This window comes from Acinetobacter chengduensis, assembly GCF_003664645.1.
Lineage (GTDB): Bacteria > Pseudomonadota > Gammaproteobacteria > Pseudomonadales > Moraxellaceae > Acinetobacter > Acinetobacter chengduensis.
In genome coordinates this window covers 109,989-127,848 of sequence record NZ_RCHC01000002.1, presented here as the reverse complement: position 1 = coordinate 127,848, position 17,860 = coordinate 109,989, and the positions used below count along the sequence as shown (strand labels likewise).

Sequence of the window (17,860 nt, the reverse complement as noted above, 5' to 3'; positions counted from 1 at the left end):
AATAAGTCATCTTTAGCATTTCTATTAAAATAGATGTGAAATAAATTAATATAGGTTTGCCGTTTCCAAGCCTATTGCCAGGACACACATGACTACAATCCCAAGTATTGATCTTGTAGATGCACTAGCATCTGAATATGCAGACAAATCTCCGTCTGAAATTATGAAACTTGCACTGAGCCAACAAGGCGAAGTTGCAATTTCTTTTTCTGGTGCAGAAGATGTTGTTCTTATCGATCTTGCATCTAATCTAGGTATTCCTTTTCGTGTCTTTAGCCTAGATACAGGTCGCTTACATCCAGAGACCTATCAGTTTTTAGACACCGTGCGCAAACACTATAAAATTGATATTGAAATCTGCTTCCCAGAATCTGAAACCGTACAAAAGCTTGTGTCTGAAAAAGGTTTTTTTAGTTTTTATCAAGACGACCACAAAGAATGCTGTGGTATCCGTAAAGTACAGCCGCTACGTAAAAAATTAGCAACATTGGATGGCTGGATCACAGGTCAGCGTAAAGACCAAAGCCCAGGTACACGTAATGAAATTCCAGTGGTTCAAGCCGACGCAGGATTTTCAGGCCCAGGCAAACAATTGATTAAATATAATCCATTAGCTAACTGGTCTAGCGCAGATGTTTGGAACTATATCCGCCTGATGGAAATTCCATATAACCCACTGCATGAACGTGGCTTTATCTCCATTGGCTGTGAGCCTTGCACTCGCCCAGTACTTCCAAATCAGCACGAACGTGAAGGTCGTTGGTGGTGGGAAGATGCAACGCATAAAGAATGTGGATTGCATGCTGGTAATATGAAAAAATAAATCCATAAAAACCACTGTATATACAGTGGTTTTTTTCACCGCATAAATGCATAGAATTTCATTTTTTTTTAAGCTAAACCCGTTATACTGAATAAGAAATCATATAATTCTAACAAGGTAGCTCAGACAAGAGCTCCCATAGATATTGCAATGAGGCAATCACCCCTATGCGTCCATTACACCCAATTGACTTTATTTTTCTATCTTTGGAAAAACGGCAACAACCCATGCACGTGGGCGGTCTATTTTTATTTCAAATTCCAGACAATGCTGCTGCATCATTTATTCAAGATTTAGTTTCAGATATCCGCAATTCTAAGTCGATTCCTATTCCACCTTTTAATAACAAACTCAATGGCTTCTTTTGGGATGAAGACGAAGAGTTTGACTTAGACCATCATTTCCGTCATATCGCTTTACCGCAACCAGGCCGAATTCGTGAATTACTCACTTATATTTCACAAGAACATAGCGCCCTGATTGATCGTGCTAAGCCTTTATGGACCTGTCATATTATTGAAGGAATTGAAGGTAACCGATTTGCCATGTATTTTAAAATCCATCATGCAATGGTCGATGGTATTGCAGGTATGCGTCTGGTACAAAAATCCCTTGCGCATGATCCAAAAACCAAAAGCATTGTACCGCCATGGTGTGTAGAAGGCCCGCGTGCAAAACGTCTGAAGCAACCCAAAGTCAGCCGTGCAAAAAGCATCTTAGAAGGCTTAAAAAGCCAGTTGCAAGCAACACCACGCGTTGCTTATGAATTGTCTCAAACTATTATGAAAGACATGGGGCGTAATCCAGATTATGTATCCAGCTTCCAAGCACCAAGCTCGATTTTAAACCAGCGTGTTAGCTCTTCTCGTCGCTTTGCTGCACAGTCATTTGAATTCTCGCGTTTGCGCCATATTTCTGATGCATTGGGCGTAACCATTAACGATATAGTACTGGCCATTTGTTCAGGTGCACTACGTGAATATTTGATTCATCAAAATGCACTTCCGAAAAAACCTCTGATTGCGATGGTTCCTGCTTCTGTCCGTGATGATGACTCAGAAACATCGAATCGTATCACGATGATTTTAGCAAATTTGGGTACGCATAAAGAAGATCCGTTAGAGCGTTTAAAAATTGTGCGTCGTAGTGTGTTAAATGCAAAACAGCGTTTTAAACGCATGAATGCCAATCAAATTTTAAACTATAGTGCGTTTATTTACGGTGCTGCTGGTTTAAATATTGCGTCTGGCCTTATGCCAAAACGTCAGGCTTTTAACCTTGTTATTTCAAATGTACCAGGTCCTCAAGAGCCTTTGTATTGGAATGGTGCACGCTTAGAAGCCTTATATCCAGCTTCTATTATTTTGGATGGCCAAGCGCTTAACATTACCATGACCAGTTATATGGATAAATTGGAAGTAGGTTTAACAGCTTGCCGTAATGCACTACCGAAAATGCAGAATTTGCTAACGCATTTGGAAGATGAGATTCAGACCTTTGAAGCGATTGTGAATGCCAATCACCCAAAGTTGCAAGCGGTCAGTTAGATTCTGAACTCTGATCGCACCAAACTCTAGTTATTTAAATCTAGTTACTTAATACAGTCGGTTGAATGAAATGGCTTTGATTAAGTAAAGAAGTTAAAGCCAAAAAATAAACTCAACCTTCACTCTGAGGGTTGAATCGCATTAAATAGGTAAAAAATAAGGGGCTCTTTTGGCCCCTTATTTTTTAATGTGTCTACACTGTTTTAATAATTCATGACAAGCAGAACGAATCATAGATGCTGTAATTTGTACTTCATTACCACGCTCATCTAAGATATAAGCCGTATGCATATTTTTTGCATCTAGTACATGTTTTAAGCCGGTTTCAATCACTGCTTTACTTACACCCATCACACACCTCACTTTGCTAAACCATTTCCCCTCTCTCATTTGAGAAATGGCTTTGGCTATTCGATGTGACTAGTATTGTAAATCTGAGATTAAAAGTAAAATTTCAGATGTAACAAGTGTTTAACGATATTCTGTTACAATTTCAACTCAGAATGATATCGTATTGCTCTTGCGTATACAGATTTTCCACCTGAAACTTGATCACACGGCTAATAAAGTGCTCTAAATCAGCCACTGCGGGGGCTTCGGCTGTTAACAATCGGTCAATCACAGACGGATGTGCAACGACAGTAAAGCCACCTTGTGACTCAAAAGCACGTGCATATCTTAAAATTTCTCGAAATATTTCATAACATACTGTTTCTGCAGTTTTCACATAACCACGCCCCTGACAGGTTGGGCATGATTCACAAAGCAAGTGCTCCAGTGACTCGCGTGTACGTTTACGCGTCATTTCCACTAAACCCAGTTCGGACACTTGAGTAATTTTGGTTTTGGCATGATCACGTTCGAGCATTTTTTCAAACTGGCTCATCACCTGTTCACGGTGCTGTGCTTCTTGCATGTCAATAAAATCAATAATAATGATGCCACCTAAGTTACGCAGTCGTAATTGACGTGCAATCACCTGAGTGGCTTCCATATTGGTTTTAAACACCGTATCTTCTAGCGAACGACCGCCCACATAAGAGCCTGTATTCACATCAATGGTGGTCATAGCTTCGGTTTGGTCTATCATCAGATAGCCACCCGACTTTAATGCCACACGCGTTTGAAGAGCTTTTTGAATGTCTTCTTCAACATTGTACAAGTCGAAAATTGGACGCTCACCCGGATAGTGAATGAGGCTGTCGCGCATATTTGGTACAAAAACGTCTACAAATTCTTTTAATTTGCCGTGAATTTCACGTGAGTCGACATGAATTTTTGCTGTATTTTCATTTGCCAAGTCACGAATAACGCGCTGAGGCAATGGAAGTTCTTCAAAAATTAGCGATGGAACTGCAATACTTTTTTGCTTGCGTTGAATGTATTCCCAAAGCTTGGCTAAATAAGCCATATCCTGCGCGATGGCTGCTTCTTCAATGCCATCCGCTGCAGTTCGAACAATTACAGAACCCGGAAGCTTATGTTCTGCTTGAATACGCTCAATAATGCCACGCAAGCGATCACGTTCTTGTTCAGACTCAATGCGCTGTGAAACACCTGTATGGCTTCCATAAGGCATCATCACCAAATAACGTGAAGGGATAGATAAATCTGTGCTTAAACGTGCGCCTTTGGTTCCAAGCATATCTTTCATCACTTGAACCGTCAGAATCTGCCCTGGCTGTAGCAATTCAAAGACATTGGGCGTAGGTTGATTACGTGGCCAAACCATATCATTGATATGCAAAAAAGCCGTACGTGATAATCCAATATCCACAAAAGCCGCTTGCATACCCGGAAGTACACGCACCACTTTTCCTTTATAAATATTACCCACTAATCCACGTTTAACAGTACGTTCAACAAATAGCTCATTGACGGTGCCGTTTTCAATTAAAGCCACACGACATTCCATCGGTGTGACGTTAATTAACAATTCGTCAGACATAATAAGACTCAAAACATTATAAAAATTCTGTATTGCAGTTAATTTAGTACCTTAACTGTCTTTAATAACTGTACTGTCTCGTGTAAAGGTAAGCCAACAACGTTAGAATAACTTCCTTCAATGCGGGGAATATAGCGCGCAGCTATTCCCTGTATGGCGTAGGCTCCCGCCTTACCAACGGGCTCACCAGTTGCCCAATAAGATTCCATATCTTGCACAGTAAGTGTTTGAAATTCAACCTGTGTACGCACTACTATACTGTAATTTTTATCTTTTGTACGCACGCAAACACCAGAATACACATCATGCGTTCGGCCAGAAATTTGTTGCCACATTTCAAAGGCATGTTGCTTAGACGAAGGTTTGCCTAAAATAATACCGTCCACCCCTAAGCTGGTATCAGCGGCTATAATCACGGCATCGGGAAAATGAGCTTGTACTGCTTCTGCTTTTTGACGTGACAGACGTTCTACATAGTCTGCAACATGTTCATTTGCATGAACCGACTCGTCGATGTCTGGACTAAAAATATCGAACTCAAGCCCGAGCTGTGTTAGCAATTCACGGCGCCGTGGCGAGCTTGAGGCAAGAACTAAATGCGCCATTTACGTAGGAAATAATAAATAACAGGCCAAAACAAGATACTGGTCAGTAAGGGTTGCCAATGGCGTGCAAATGAAAAATGAACACCACTCATGACCTGCGTAAGCCAAACAATGGTTAAGTGCGCCACAATAGCTAAAGCACTAATAATCCATAAATTGCTAAAGGTCAGTATACGGCGTTCACGGGTTAAGAATCGCGAAAGAAAGGCGATAAATACAAAACTTAATGCATTCATGCCTAAGGGCGCATCTAAGAGTAAATCTGTAAATAAACCTGTGCCAAAAGCGAACCAAATGCCACACCATGTCGGTTGACACAATACCCAAAACAGCATGATCAGCAACATGAATAGCGGTCGCCAACCCGTGATCTCATAAGATAAGGGATATACCATCAAGATCGACCCCAAAATGACCGAAAAAATAATCGGCATTAAAGGATCGCGATGTACTTTTGGACTTTGTTTAGCGATCAGCATTCGGTTGCTCCATCGCTAAAGAATCTGAAAATAAAACCACAACGTGATGTCCACCTGCCAATTGTGCAGCTGGAATCACATCAATTTTAGCAAACTCGCCAGAATTATGACGGCTCACTTTGGACACTGTCCCCACCAAATAGCCTGCTGGAAAATGTGCACCCAAACCTGAGCTATACACTTTTTCACCGACTTTGATGTTGGCACTGGTTGGCACATATTCCATTTTTAAATGGCCTAAATCGCCTGTACCTGTGACAATCGCACGCATCCCCGTATGCTCAAGACGTACAGATAAAGAATGTTCTTTATCGGACAACAACATGACACGGCTACTATGCGGATAGACATTGATAATTTGCCCCATCACACCTTTATCATCAAGCACGGTTTGGCCCACACGAAGTTGACTGGTTGAACCGCGGTTAATCACAATAATATGGCGTAGCGGATCAGCATCTGTGCCAATGACTTCTGCAATCTCCATACGCCCATCAATAATAAGCGGTGTATCGAGTAAACCACGCAAGCGTGTATTTTCTGCAGAAAGTTCAGAAAGCTTTTGCAAGCGAACCTGTGCCTGCAATAACTCTGCCTGCATAGCCGTATTTTCACGGCGCAGTTGTGCTTCTGATTTGGTTTGCTGGTTGAGCCATTCTCGCGATAACACTGGATAGCTTGCCATGGCATAAATGGGGTTATATGCCGCGTACAAGACGTCTCTGGCCGGTTGAATTACGTGTGGCATGCGCCAATCAAAAAATAGCACCACCAAGCACGTAACCACCGCAATGATAAATGAGCGAAAAGATGGCGGTTGTCTAGAAAACAGTTGAGTTTGCACCCGCCCAGTCCTTTTCTTAGCCTACAAATAACATGTCATGATTTGGATTATCAAAGAAATCTAGAACTTTTCCACCACCACGAGTGACACAAGTTAGAGGATCTTCAGCAACCACCACAGGCAAGCCCGTTTCTTTAGCAAGAAGTTTGTCTAGGTTACGGAGCAATGCACCACCACCTGTCAGCACAATACCACGCTCTGCGATGTCTGAAGACAACTCAGGTGGCGTTTGCTCTAAAGCAGATTTTACTGCTGAAACAATGCTTTGTAATGGGTCAGAAATCGCTTGAGTCACTTCATCAGAAGTTACAGTAATCGCACGAGGTACACCCTCTGCCAAGTTACGGCCACGAACTTCAATCTCAAGAGGTTTTTGGCCTTCATCAGGCAATGCCATACCCACTTCTTTTTTAATATTTTCAGCAGTGGTTTCACCAATCACACAACCATGCGCTTTACGCACGTAGTTAATGATTTGCTCATCAAATACATCACCACCAATACGCAGTGAATCTGCATACACACAACCTTGTAGCGAAATAATCGCAATTTCAGTTGTACCACCACCAACATCAACCACCATAGAGCCACATGCTTGCTCTACAGGCATACCCGCACCAATTGCAGCTGCCATTGGTTCTTCAATTAAACGTACATCACGTGCACCCGCGTTATACACGGCTTCACGAATCGCACGACGCTCAACCAAAGTCGATTTGCACGGCACACAAACCACAACACGTGGCGCTGGTGGGAATAGACGTTTTTCATGCACTTTGCCAATAAATTGGTTCAGCATGGTTTCTGTCACTTCAAAATCTGCAATCACACCGTCTTTCATTGGACGGATAGCAGAGATGTTGGCTGGTGTACGACCTAGCATTTGTTTCGCGTCAAGACCTACTGCGGCAACGATTTTTTGTGAACCACTGTGACGAATAGCCACAACCGTGGGTTCATTTAATATAATGCCTCGTCCTGGCGCATAAATAAGTGTATTTGCAGTACCTAAATCAATGGCTAGATCAGGCGAAAACAAGCCAATTAGTCGTTTTAGAATCACGGGGACGTTCTCAGTTAAACTTTTATATGGACGCAAGGTGGCAACTTTAACTAAATGTGATGATTTGAACAAGTCAATCGCTTATTATAAGGCCCTATATTTTGAATTTTTTTAATACTGATTAGGTAATGTTATGTCTACAACGGATGCACAGCATTCTGCAGATCTCAATGCACAAACAGTTTCATCGATTGCCCATCTGGCTCGATTGTCGCTAGATGACACGCAATCTGCTGAATATGCTCAAAGTTTAAATAAAATCTTAGGCATGATGGACACCTTAAAAGGTATCAATACTGATGGTGTTGAACCATTAAAGAGCCCATTTGACAATCCGCAACCATTACGTCAAGACGTGGTATCAGAAAGCAATCATCGCGATGAATATCAAGCAGTTGCACCAAATGTGCAAGAAGGCTTGTATCTTGTACCACGCGTGATTGAGTGATTTCCGACCAAACACACCATTGTTTCAAATTAAACGTAAAGAAATATTTCTTATGACAGATTTACATCGCTTATCAATTCGTGAATTGTCTGAAGGTTTGGCGGGTGCTAAATTTTCTTCACGCGAATTGACTGAACATTATTTAAAACGCATTGAAAAAATCGATGCTCAAGTGAAGTCATACGTAACGGTGACTGCGGAACAAGCACTTGCACAAGCCGATGCTGCTGATGCTGCAATTAAAGCAGGTACTGCATCCGCTTTGACGGGTGTACCTATTGCGCACAAAGACATTTTTTGTACCCAAGGTATTAAGACCACTGCTGGTTCTAAAATACTGGACAATTTTATCTCTCCTTACGACGCAACCGTTGTAGCGAAAGGTAAAGCTGCGGGCTTAGTGACTCTAGGTAAAGTGAACATGGACGAATTCGCCATGGGTTCTACCTCTGAGAACTCGTACTACGGCGCCACGGCTAACCCATGGAACTTAAGCCATGTACCAGGTGGTTCATCAGGTGGTTCGGCAGCAGCAGTCGCCGCTGATCTTGCACCATTTGCAACAGGTACAGATACAGGTGGTTCAATTCGTCAACCTGCATCGTTCTGTGGTTTGACTGGTCTTAAACCAACATACGGCCGTGTATCTCGTTTTGGTATGATTGCCTATGCATCATCTTTAGACCAAGGCGGCCCAATGGCGCGCTCTGCTGAAGACTGTGCGTACCTCATGAACGTGATGGCGGGTCATGACGCAAAAGACTCAACTTCGGTTGAAAAAGACGTAGACAACTATGTTGCAAACCTAAACGGCACATCTGTAAAAGGTTTACGCATTGGTATTCCTAAACAGTACTTTAATGTTGCTGGCTTAGATGCTGATGTAAAAGCACGCGTTGAAGAATCACTTAAAAAATTGGAAGAAATGGGCGCAATTTTGGTTGAGATTGATCTCAGCATGACCGATGCCTATGTTCCAACCTATTATTTGATTGCCCCTGCTGAAGCATCTTCAAACTTACAGCGTTTTGACGGCGTGCGTTATGGCTACCGCTGTGAAAACCCTGTGGACTTAATGGACTTGTACAAACGTTCACGTTCAGAAGGTTTTGGTAAAGAAGTACAGCAACGTATTTTGATTGGTACATACGCACTTTCTGCGGGTTATTACGATGCATACTATGTAAAAGCACAAAAAGTACGTCGTTTAATTCAACAAGATTTCTTAAAAGCATTTGAATCTGTTGATGTGATTGCTGCCCCTGCTGCACCAACAACTGCATACAAGATTGGTGCAAACCTGTCTCCAGTTGAAATGTACTTGGGTGACATCTACACCATCGCGGTGAACTTAGCAGGCTTACCTGCAATTAACGCGCCTGTTGGTTTTGACAAAGACAACTTGCCTGTTGGCTTACAGCTGATTGGTAACTATTGGTCAGAATCGCAATTGTTGTCTGTGGTGCATCAGTACCAACAAGCAACGGATTGGCATACAAAACGCGCTGCAATTGCTGAGGAGAACGCATAATGGCTAAAAATGCTGCGAAACCTAAATCTAACCTGATTGATGGTTGGGAAGTGGTGATTGGTATTGAGATTCACACTCAACTTGCCACTAACACTAAAATTTTCTCAGGTTCTTCAACGACTTTTGGTCAAGACCCAAATACACAAGCCAGCCTTGTTGATTTGGCGATGCCGGGCGTATTGCCAGTATTGAACAAAGAAGTGGTTGATCTTGCGATTCGCTTTGGTTTGGGTATTGATGCGTACATTGACCAAGCATCTGTGTTTGCACGTAAAAACTATTTCTACCCTGACTCTCCAAAAGGCTACCAAATCAGCCAAATGGACAACCCGATTGTGGGCTTGGGTCATATCGACATCCAACTTGAAGATGGCACAGTTAAACGCATTGGCGTGACACGTGCTCACCTTGAGGAAGATGCGGGTAAATCGATTCATGACCAATTCGAAGGTATGTCAGGCATTGACTTAAACCGTGCGGGTACGCCTTTACTTGAAATCGTATCTGAACCCGATATGCGTTCTGTTGAAGAAGCGGTTGCTTATATTAAAGCGATTCACACTTTGGTGCGTTGGTTAGGCATTTCTGACGGTAACATGGCAGAAGGTTCATTCCGTGCGGACTGTAACGTGTCACTACGTCGTCCGGGTCAGCCTTTTGGTACACGTTGTGAATTGAAAAACCTCAACTCATTCCGTTTCATTGAGCAAGCGATCAATGTTGAAATTGAACGTCAAATGGAAATCTTGGATTGGGACGGCACAATTGACCAAGAAACACGTTTGTTCGATCCTGTGAAGATGGAAACGCGTTCTATGCGTTCAAAAGAAGAAGCGAACGATTACCGCTACTTCCCAGACCCTGACTTGTTGCCTGTAATCATTGCAGATGCGCAAATTGAAGCAGCACGTGCTGCCCTTCCTGAGCTTCCTGCTGCACGTCGTGCTCGTTTTGTCGCGGACTTTGGTGTGACTGAGTACGATGCTCACGTGCTTACACTGACTCGTGAAATGTCTGAGTTCTATGAAGAAGTCGTAAAGGCTGCTGGCGGTGCTGCACAAGGTAAAGTGTCTGCAAACTGGGTAATGGGTGAATTCTCTGGTGCTTTAAACAAAGCGGGCTTAGAGCTTCATGACTCTCCTGTATCGGCTGAAAAACTTGGTGGCATGATCGCGCGTATTGTGGACAACACCATTAACGGTAAGATTGCGAAGCAAGTATTTGGCTTTATGTGGGATGAAGGAAAAACTGCAGACGAAATTATTGCGGAAAAAGGCTTGAAACAGGAAACTGATACAGGCGCAATTGAAGCGATTATTAAAGACGTACTTGCTGCCAACGAGAAGATGGTTGAAGAATATAAATCTGGTAAAGAGAAAGCTTTTAACGGTCTTGTTGGTCAAGTGATGAAAGCAGCCAAAGGTAAAGCTAACCCTGCACAAGTGAATGAATTGATGAAGAAATTGATTGGTTGATTTAAACCATTAATTTGATTAAAAAAGCCTCGATTTATCGGGGCTTTTTTATATACTAAGAAATCATAATTATTTGAATAATAACAAATGGAATATCTCAACCCGATTGCTTCAGTTATTGCCATCATTGTTGCAATTTTTTCTATACCTAAAATTTTACATGAGATTAGTGAACAAAAACGTAAAAAGTTTCGAGATGAGTTGAATTTCTATAAAGAATATTTTGAAAATTATTATAAGAATAGAGATTCTACGATTCCACTTCTAGTTAGAGATAAAGCTACACATACACTTACACGATCAATGTTTATCAATGCAAACTTAGCTAATCACTTTATTGAGTTGCATGAGAATAGGAAAGCTGACTTTCAAAAAGTAATTGATGCTTTTCATTTCGGACATAAGTATATAAGTATTGATGAGGAAAACTGGGTATTCAAACCAACTATCAAAAAATTAATGCAGCGTAGAAATCTATATTATTTTTCAATCATCCCTTTGATGTCATATATCTATGTTTTATACGGAACAGAAGTAGGCAATAGTTTACATCTTGTTCTAAGAAGTTTAGGTGCATTATCTACAATCATTTTAAGCGTTCAACTTTTGGATAAAACACTAAATCTAGAAGAAGCTGATAAATTTTTTAAAATTATTAACAATATAGACAAGATAGATAACACCGAACACCAATTACCAAGTGATTCTTATATAGATAAAGCTTCATAGAAGCTTTATCTATATAAGAAAATGAATTGATGAAGAAATTGATTGGTTAAACTGATCTTTCTTTAAAAGAAAACCTGCTTTAGAGCGGTTTTTTTAATAAATTGGAGCCATTGTAAAATCGTACTTAACCGTATTAATGTGTAATTTATTAGTGCTAATTACTTCTAATTTATTATCACGTAATGGATAACCAAACAAAGCTATACTTTGAACGATTTTATGAGCCTCATAAGTTTTAAAGTCTTTAATTCGTCTATTACTTATACCGATTACTGTCTCAAACGGGATGTTTCCCGTTTTTAACATACTAAAATATGATGGATAAATAATCCCATCAAAACCATTTTCTCTTACAAAACTTGAAAGCTTTTGCAAAATTTTATAAGCATGTTGACTTGCTAAAAATAACATTAAAACAGATAAGTCTAAGCTTTCAAACTCCGTACAGTCCTCGTCAAGAATTACACTTAAATCTAGCATCTTCAATAATTTAGAGGGTTTAAAAATTCCAACGTAAATTTGATCTTCCGATGAAACGCGACACTCATGCAAACACAGTTCTAAATCAGTTGAACAATAAAAGATGGGATTTTCTTTATTATCTAATCTTCCATTACCAAGATATTGTAACGGTGGGGAATCAAAATCAGTAATTGTCGGATTTTCTTCTGGATTTTTTCGAACTCTATAAAGAATTTCTTCCTCTGATAAAAAAACTGTCGGATATTCTTCAATAATTCTTTGGAAAACCTCCTTCTCTTCTCCATTAAATAATTGCATTTGCTTAAGAGGTTCTATTTCACCCACCATCCATAAACGGGGACCATAATCAAAAAAGCCTATTCCTAGTTTTTGCTCAAATATCTTAATATCTTTATCTAAGTCATTATCAAATTTCACTCCTGTAGTTTGATATTGATTGAATTGAATTAAGGGAGCTGCACCATAATCTACTTTGTGGATCGTTCCCCTTACAAAGAAATTAAATGCGAGTCTCTCTAACAAAATATCATTGAATTTTCGATATTCTTTTGAGCCACATGAGGAACAAATATTTTTTGAATAAAAACCAATTTTTTCTGCTTCTAATCTAAGGCCAAAATTTTCAAAACAACCACTACAAGCTATTGGCCTAATACTTTGAATTTTCATCGAACAAACCATTAAATCTATTACTTAACTCATTAAAATGCACTCTATCCATATTGATCAATAACTTATATCAAAAAATATTCATTTAAAATTTACGTATCATTATAAAGATCGAACACTTAGGACGTATCCAACTTTCAAAGTCTTTTTTATGCGTGACTAGAACCCTCATCCCCCCTTGCGTAACAGTGTTACTCATCCCAAAGGGAAAAGGCGCTTTCATTGCGAACTTAATACCGTCATAAATTTTGTAATGAATATTCCCTCTTCTGAGCGAGTTTTAAAGCACTGCTTTAAAACGAAGTGCAAGTGAGGGTTAGGGAGAGGTCAAATAACTAATACTTTAAAAAATTCTCCAACTCATCCGCCCGTTCTGCTGTCATATCCATGAAACAGCCAGCACTGGTCACCCGTACAATCGAACCACCATCAGGGTCATAATAAAACTTACAGTTTGCATCTCGATACTTGATCCATAAGCGCTGTGTATTTTGTAGCTCTTTTTTGCGTGTTGTATCTAAAGTATTCGTCAAATTTTTATAAGCCTTATTCAAGCGGACATCTTGCAATTTGGTTTCTGCGACTATGCACTCAACCATACTCGTTGTCACACCACCAGCTTTGTCCATACAGCCATTAAATTGCTTACTTAAATTAGACTCATTCGCCTGTGCCATTTGGCTAGCACCCACAATAGATAGCAACAAAAATATGATTTTCTTCAACACAATTCCCTCTGATTTTTAATTTTTTTTAAATATTTATAGCTTAAAAGCATTTATATAAATTTAAATGCCACAGCATTTCAAATGTACTTCAAAATACTGTGGCTCATTACGCATTCAAGCAAATCAGCTTTGAGCTATCGAACTTAACGAATTACGCCCAATTTATTAAATAATTCAGGCGTTAAAAAAGTCGTGACGATTTTATTTAAATCGATATAACGCACTACACCTTTTAACTGATCTTTTATTTCAGGCGTTTTTAAAATTTCTTCACCCGTAATACTACCAAGTTCCTGAAAACTTTCTCCTACAGCTTGAAAACCTTCGGCTTTAATTACGGCTTGCGTTTGGGTAGAACATTGCTCAGTTAAAATTCGTTGCAAAGTTTGCGCTAAGTTTTTATCTAACTGCGTGCGTTGCTCATCATTTACGTTACTAAATTTTTTTAATTCAGGATGTGCCGACAAAGCCACGAAGGTCCACTGCAATACTGCTGTTTTATCGGCTGCTGTAGTCGACTTGACTAAGCACTGACTAAGCTGGTCCACAGTTGGCCCTGCGTTAGCCGATTGCACACCAGCCAATAAGGTGAATGCCATAACAGCTGAATAGATGAAACCCGAACGTTTAATTTGTTGATTGACCGCCAATGCCATGTGCTTACTCCAAAACGAAAACAGCCTAGTTGTACCATATTGGCATAACGAGGCTGTTATTACTCTTGTAAATATTTAAACTAAGAGACTTACATTTGACTCAGCATGTGCTTGGCACCTGCATGGTTATAATTTGTGGCAAGGTTTTGTAATACACGTTTCGCTTGCCCTTTGGCATTAGGGAAGCGTGAGTTATAACTCGAAATACTGGTTAAACAACGTGCTACCAACATGCCAGACTCGGTATAAATACGCGTGCCGTCCGTACCTTGTTGCTTGCCATAGTTATAAGCCAATTGAGCATTATTACAGGCATTGTTTAAATTTTTACCACTATTAATATCACGACGCGCAGAAACATACAGCTTCATCTGCTGTTGCTGCGAACTTTCAACGCGTGTAGCTTGCATAGGTTCTGCTATAGGTGACTCTTTTTTTTCAATCACGTCTTTTTGTTCTTTTGCTAATGATGCTTTTGTAGGTGATACTTTGGATGCAACTGATGTCGATTTTTTAGTATTTACTACACTCGAAGCACTATTTTTATAAAATTGTTTAGCTTCATTGGCACTCATCAGTTGTACATTTAAACGAATGGCGCGTGCATCTGCATATTGTGCTGAGCGTATGTCTGCCGTAGGTTCAATCGATACAATCCAGCTATTGGTTTGTTTACATTGATATGCACCAATTGCCTGCTTCACATTCGGCTCACTAGCTAGGCTCGCTTTAGTTTTACTATTTTTAATATAAGCCAAATTACTTTTATGCAATAAAGTAAAATGTCCACCTTTGGCATGACAGTATTTCGCTAGCTGCGCGCGCGGTATAAGTGATTGTGGCTCTGCCTGCTGATTGGCACGCCCCCATGCATATACATAGTCTTGGTCGTTTAAACGATTTTCTGTAATCAATTGCTCTGCAGATGTATAACGCGTTATCGGGTCTGTGCCCAAAGAATTCATCGTTGCACAGCCATGCAGTAGCAAAGTTGCACTGCCAATCAATACCAAAGCTCTAGCTTTCACAGCCATCTACTCAATGATGATGGAAAGCTAAATTTATACGAAACGATATGAAAATTCAATTATAAGCAATTGTTTTTAAAGTTATTATTACATGAACACTGTGGTGTTTTTAGTTCAAAATAGCGATACAACTGACGCTTTTTAGTTTAAAAATGACTTGGCTAACGCTTCTATAAAAATGTCGAAGAACGTATAAAACTTCACTTATCCTGCTTAGCCGTTTCTGCTGTACCAGTCATTTTTATAAACTATTTAGGCCTATACAAATTAGCCAATCCTAAAAAAGCCTGCAAAGTGCAGGCTAAAATTCAGTTGAGTTTATTCATCCAGTGTCGATTCAAATGCTTTTAAACGCTTATAAATGGACAATAACTCAATAATTGTTGGCCACGAAGCAATTAAGTATTGGAAAGATTCTCGAACTTTTCCAAAAACGTTAACAATCTGCATCATTAAACCTAAAGTAATGGCACCTGCTGCAATACTTGGGAACAGTACAAAAATACCGTACAAATTATCCAGTTGCATATACCAAATACGCACTAAATTAAAATAGGCATAATGAAAATACAGTCTAAAATAATTAAAACGGACTTTGCTAAATAACGCTTTAAGCGTTTGTGGATCAGCACGGTTTTCATAGTCTTCGCCATAGACCAATTCTTTACGATAAGCAGCTTCCACTTTCTGATTATTAAATTCCAGCCCAGGCAGTTTATACCCCACCAACATTAAAATGACTGTGCCCAATACAGCCCAAGAGATCGCCGCCCATACCAAAGCATGAGGGATTTCACCAACGATAGGTAATGCCTTTACATGCGAAGATAAACTAAATAACACAGGCAAAAAGGCTAATAGTGTCATAAGTGCTTCAACCAAACTCACGCCTAAACTTTCCATAGTTTTGGCAAAGCGCATGGTATCTTCCTGAATACGCTGTGATGCACCTTCAATATGACGTAACTGTTCCCAATGCGCAGTGTAATAGTCATTCATAGCTGTACGCCAGCGGAACACATAATGGCTCACAAAGAACATATTAAAGACCGCAGTGGTGACATACACCATCGCCACATATAAAAAGGTCAATACACCAGTATAGAGTTGATTAACATCACCTCCACCGCTACTGAGCATTTTTTGAATGAGGTCATAAAATGGGTTATACCATGCATTTACCACAACACTCACTTGCACACCAAACCAGATGTTAAACAAAATGAAGGCCGAGCCCCATACAGACCATGCTTGCCACGGGTTATTGGATTTCCATTTCCAAAACAATGCAAACAGTGCACTGGCAACAAAAAACCATAAATAGAACCATAAAAATGATGGCGACCAAAAGCGACTTACACCAATGGGAAGCTCGGCCGTGGCATAACCTTCAGCAAAGCCTAAATAGCTCCCCCAACTTTCTCCACCGCTGTACCACAGGGATAAATTAATCACAAACCACAGAATAAGCGATCCAAAAAACCATTTTGGATTTGGAAAAAAAGACTTAAACATAACCGAATACAGTTCCTTTTATTATTGCTCTTAGCATAGGGGCTGATCATAAAGCTTAAATCAATTTTTTATTATGATAATTTCAGTATTTTGATGATTTGTTTGTAAAATTTAAGTCTGTTTTCAGCTCAGTAGGATTTTATTCTCAACGTATGCCTATAAAGTATTCATACTGATGATCATCTCTCAATTTCAACATAAACGTGATATTTTTTCTAAGCATAGTTCAATTTACCTTTTCTTTTTGACGCTCAAGCCATTGTTTTCTTAAAAAATGTATAAATAAACTCAACCGAAAAGATAAAAATTTGATTATTTTATCAACCCTCATAAATTATTTTAACCGGCTAAAAAATTAGAGACAAATATTCAATTCAAAGAAATATTTTATAAAATCACTATTTAAAATATACCTTAATGATGATCACATTTATGTATTAAAGCATGACCAACTTATTATGAATTTTTTATTTTATTGAACTATCGCTCAATATTTACAAAAATGGTTAAATAATAAAAATTATGCTATGCTGATTAAAAATACAACACCACTCGGGGAGGTATATATATGGAAAACCTTATCATTGAATTGCTTAAGCCTGTGACGCTTAAAAAAGAAAACTGTAATCCCATGATCTTTGAATCAGGTACTGTCCTTAAAGTACTGATGCATACACCTGAAGGTCTATTGGTTTGTGATGACTCTAATTTTAACTTTACGATTTCGATGAAAGATCAAAATACCATCTGGCGTGAAATCTAAAGCAGAACTGTATTGCTGTATCTTTGCTGAGCTTCCCCCAAAGCTCATTCCACTTTTAGGTACAGCATTCATTTTTTACAAACATTCAGTACTCTTACAAAACTGCTCTCTTGCTTCACTCAATTTCTTAACCACAGCTATCGTCAATATATTCCGTTAGATTGACGATTGAATAACTTTAGCTTCACATCAAACTTATATTCAAATTGTTCAAGCTGTTATCATTTTTCTAATGCATCTTAATATGCATTGAGTTTATGGTGCTCTATATATTTTCTGCCTATATATCAAAAGCTTGATTTAATGTGCAATCAATATATGCATATTCATTTAGCAACACCTTATTCTGTAAATATGCTCAATCTAACAGTCATATAAATCTGTTTGTATTTTATACAATTATATTTTTCATCAATAAATGAATTAGAAATTTATCTACCGACCAAAATCGGGAAAAGAATTTCATCAGTAACTGATACATTGCCATTGGTATTTAAAGCTAAAGCTCGATGCAAATTTACAGATC

18 protein-coding genes are annotated in these 17,860 nt (G+C 39.3%); 7 read left to right on the top strand and 11 right to left on the bottom strand.

Annotation, left to right across the window (positions count from 1 at the left end; all coding sequences use genetic code 11):
* The first annotated feature begins 88 nt into the window (after positions 1–88).
* Together D9K81_RS02190 and D9K81_RS02185 are read left to right on the top strand one after the other, a co-directional pair.
* A complete protein-coding gene (locus D9K81_RS02190) occupies positions 89–823 on the top strand; it encodes a phosphoadenylyl-sulfate reductase (RefSeq protein WP_120373861.1) in 735 nt (244 codons plus the stop codon).
* A gap of 167 nt (positions 824–990) precedes the next feature.
* Complete coding sequence (locus D9K81_RS02185) at positions 991–2,370, top strand: WS/DGAT/MGAT family O-acyltransferase (RefSeq protein ID WP_120373862.1); 1,380 nt, start codon at positions 991–993, stop codon at positions 2,368–2,370.
* Positions 2,371–2,547: 177 nt separating this feature from the next.
* Here the strand turns inward: D9K81_RS02185 and D9K81_RS18375 are convergent, their stop codons facing one another.
* The 6 genes from D9K81_RS18375 to D9K81_RS02160 all read right to left on the bottom strand — a co-directional run bounded on the left by D9K81_RS18375 (position 2,548) and on the right by D9K81_RS02160 (position 7,309).
* On the bottom strand, positions 2,548–2,721 hold the full coding sequence (locus D9K81_RS18375) for a PA1571 family protein (protein ID WP_171406854.1): 174 nt from the start codon (positions 2,719–2,721) through the stop codon (positions 2,548–2,550).
* 142 nt (positions 2,722–2,863) lie between these two features.
* Entirely contained in the window at positions 2,864–4,318 is a 1,455-nt protein-coding gene (rng, locus tag D9K81_RS02180; RefSeq protein ID WP_120373863.1) for a ribonuclease G, read from the bottom strand.
* Between the two features lie 38 nt (positions 4,319–4,356).
* Positions 4,357–4,923, bottom strand: a complete 567-nt coding sequence (locus tag D9K81_RS02175; protein WP_120373864.1) for a Maf-like protein — start codon at positions 4,921–4,923, stop codon at positions 4,357–4,359.
* Positions 4,911–5,402, bottom strand: coding sequence for a rod shape-determining protein MreD (mreD, locus tag D9K81_RS02170; protein WP_120373865.1), 492 nt, complete (start codon positions 5,400–5,402; stop codon positions 4,911–4,913). The genes D9K81_RS02175 and mreD overlap by 13 nt, the downstream gene beginning before the upstream one ends.
* Positions 5,389–6,246, bottom strand: coding sequence for a rod shape-determining protein MreC (gene mreC / locus D9K81_RS02165; RefSeq protein ID WP_120373866.1), 858 nt, complete (start codon positions 6,244–6,246; stop codon positions 5,389–5,391). The genes mreD and mreC overlap by 14 nt, the downstream gene beginning before the upstream one ends.
* A 16-nt stretch (positions 6,247–6,262) precedes the next feature.
* Positions 6,263–7,309, bottom strand: a complete 1,047-nt coding sequence (locus D9K81_RS02160; protein WP_106984553.1) for a rod shape-determining protein — start codon at positions 7,307–7,309, stop codon at positions 6,263–6,265.
* Between the two features lie 133 nt (positions 7,310–7,442).
* Here D9K81_RS02160 and gatC point away from each other — a divergent pair, with 133 nt between their 5' ends.
* From gatC to D9K81_RS02140, 4 genes are all read left to right on the top strand, one after another.
* Positions 7,443–7,757: an Asp-tRNA(Asn)/Glu-tRNA(Gln) amidotransferase subunit GatC gene (gatC, locus tag D9K81_RS02155; RefSeq protein WP_120373867.1), complete on the top strand. Its 315-nt coding sequence runs from the start codon at positions 7,443–7,445 to the stop codon at positions 7,755–7,757.
* A gap of 52 nt (positions 7,758–7,809) precedes the next feature.
* Entirely contained in the window at positions 7,810–9,288 is a 1,479-nt protein-coding gene (gene gatA / locus D9K81_RS02150; protein ID WP_120373868.1) for an Asp-tRNA(Asn)/Glu-tRNA(Gln) amidotransferase subunit GatA, read from the top strand.
* Complete coding sequence (gene gatB, locus D9K81_RS02145) at positions 9,288–10,763, top strand: Asp-tRNA(Asn)/Glu-tRNA(Gln) amidotransferase subunit GatB (RefSeq protein WP_120373869.1); 1,476 nt, start codon at positions 9,288–9,290, stop codon at positions 10,761–10,763. Before gatA ends, gatB begins: the two co-directional genes overlap by 1 nt.
* 87 nt (positions 10,764–10,850) lie before the next feature.
* A complete protein-coding gene (locus tag D9K81_RS02140; RefSeq protein WP_121523099.1) occupies positions 10,851–11,492 on the top strand; it encodes a hypothetical protein in 642 nt (213 codons plus the stop codon).
* Between the two features lie 93 nt (positions 11,493–11,585).
* Here the strand turns inward: D9K81_RS02140 and D9K81_RS02135 are convergent, their stop codons facing one another.
* The 5 genes from D9K81_RS02135 to sbmA all read right to left on the bottom strand — a co-directional run bounded on the left by D9K81_RS02135 (position 11,586) and on the right by sbmA (position 16,571).
* Positions 11,586–12,644, bottom strand: coding sequence for an RES family NAD+ phosphorylase (locus D9K81_RS02135; RefSeq protein ID WP_198488264.1), 1,059 nt, complete (start codon positions 12,642–12,644; stop codon positions 11,586–11,588).
* A gap of 335 nt (positions 12,645–12,979) precedes the next feature.
* Entirely contained in the window at positions 12,980–13,321 is a 342-nt protein-coding gene (locus tag D9K81_RS02130) for a lysozyme inhibitor LprI family protein (RefSeq protein ID WP_120373871.1), read from the bottom strand.
* A 194-nt stretch (positions 13,322–13,515) separates the two neighbouring features.
* Complete coding sequence (locus D9K81_RS02125; protein ID WP_227601982.1) at positions 13,516–13,971, bottom strand: hypothetical protein; 456 nt, start codon at positions 13,969–13,971, stop codon at positions 13,516–13,518.
* Between the two features lie 146 nt (positions 13,972–14,117).
* Entirely contained in the window at positions 14,118–15,062 is a 945-nt protein-coding gene (locus D9K81_RS02120) for a hypothetical protein (RefSeq protein WP_120373873.1), read from the bottom strand.
* Positions 15,063–15,374: 312 nt separating this feature from the next.
* Positions 15,375–16,571, bottom strand: coding sequence for a peptide antibiotic transporter SbmA (sbmA, locus tag D9K81_RS02115; protein ID WP_120373874.1), 1,197 nt, complete (start codon positions 16,569–16,571; stop codon positions 15,375–15,377).
* Between the two features lie 568 nt (positions 16,572–17,139).
* Here sbmA and D9K81_RS02110 point away from each other — a divergent pair.
* The gene (locus tag D9K81_RS02110; RefSeq protein WP_120373875.1) at positions 17,140–17,334 is read left to right on the top strand and encodes a hypothetical protein; all 195 of its coding nucleotides are present in this window, start codon (positions 17,140–17,142) and stop codon (positions 17,332–17,334) included.
* Positions 17,335–17,860: the final 526 nt, after the last annotated feature.

What these genes read in the sequence shown, in the direction of transcription:
- D9K81_RS02190 (WP_120373861.1), top strand. Translation starts at nt 89, where the DNA reads ATGACTACAATCCCAAGTATTGATCTTGTAGATGCACTAGCATCTGAA.
- D9K81_RS02185 (WP_120373862.1), top strand. Translation starts at nt 991, where the DNA reads ATGCGTCCATTACACCCAATTGACTTTATTTTTCTATCTTTGGAAAAA.
- D9K81_RS18375 (WP_171406854.1), bottom strand. Translation starts at nt 2,721, where the DNA reads ATGGGTGTAAGTAAAGCAGTGATTGAAACCGGCTTAAAACATGTACTA.
- rng (WP_120373863.1), bottom strand. Translation starts at nt 4,318, where the DNA reads ATGTCTGACGAATTGTTAATTAACGTCACACCGATGGAATGTCGTGTG.
- D9K81_RS02175 (WP_120373864.1), bottom strand. Translation starts at nt 4,923, where the DNA reads ATGGCGCATTTAGTTCTTGCCTCAAGCTCGCCACGGCGCCGTGAATTG.
- mreD (WP_120373865.1), bottom strand. Translation starts at nt 5,402, where the DNA reads ATGCTGATCGCTAAACAAAGTCCAAAAGTACATCGCGATCCTTTAATG.
- gatC (WP_120373867.1), top strand. Translation starts at nt 7,443, where the DNA reads ATGTCTACAACGGATGCACAGCATTCTGCAGATCTCAATGCACAAACA.
- gatA (WP_120373868.1), top strand. Translation starts at nt 7,810, where the DNA reads ATGACAGATTTACATCGCTTATCAATTCGTGAATTGTCTGAAGGTTTG.
- gatB (WP_120373869.1), top strand. Translation starts at nt 9,288, where the DNA reads ATGGCTAAAAATGCTGCGAAACCTAAATCTAACCTGATTGATGGTTGG.
- D9K81_RS02140 (WP_121523099.1), top strand. Translation starts at nt 10,851, where the DNA reads ATGGAATATCTCAACCCGATTGCTTCAGTTATTGCCATCATTGTTGCA.
- D9K81_RS02135 (WP_198488264.1), bottom strand. Translation starts at nt 12,644, where the DNA reads ATGAAAATTCAAAGTATTAGGCCAATAGCTTGTAGTGGTTGTTTTGAA.
- D9K81_RS02130 (WP_120373871.1), bottom strand. Translation starts at nt 13,321, where the DNA reads ATGGCACAGGCGAATGAGTCTAATTTAAGTAAGCAATTTAATGGCTGT.
- D9K81_RS02125 (WP_227601982.1), bottom strand. Translation starts at nt 13,971, where the DNA reads ATGGCATTCACCTTATTGGCTGGTGTGCAATCGGCTAACGCAGGGCCA.
- D9K81_RS02120 (WP_120373873.1), bottom strand. Translation starts at nt 15,062, where the DNA reads ATGGCTGTGAAAGCTAGAGCTTTGGTATTGATTGGCAGTGCAACTTTG.
- sbmA (WP_120373874.1), bottom strand. Translation starts at nt 16,571, where the DNA reads ATGTTTAAGTCTTTTTTTCCAAATCCAAAATGGTTTTTTGGATCGCTT.
- D9K81_RS02110 (WP_120373875.1), top strand. Translation starts at nt 17,140, where the DNA reads ATGGAAAACCTTATCATTGAATTGCTTAAGCCTGTGACGCTTAAAAAA.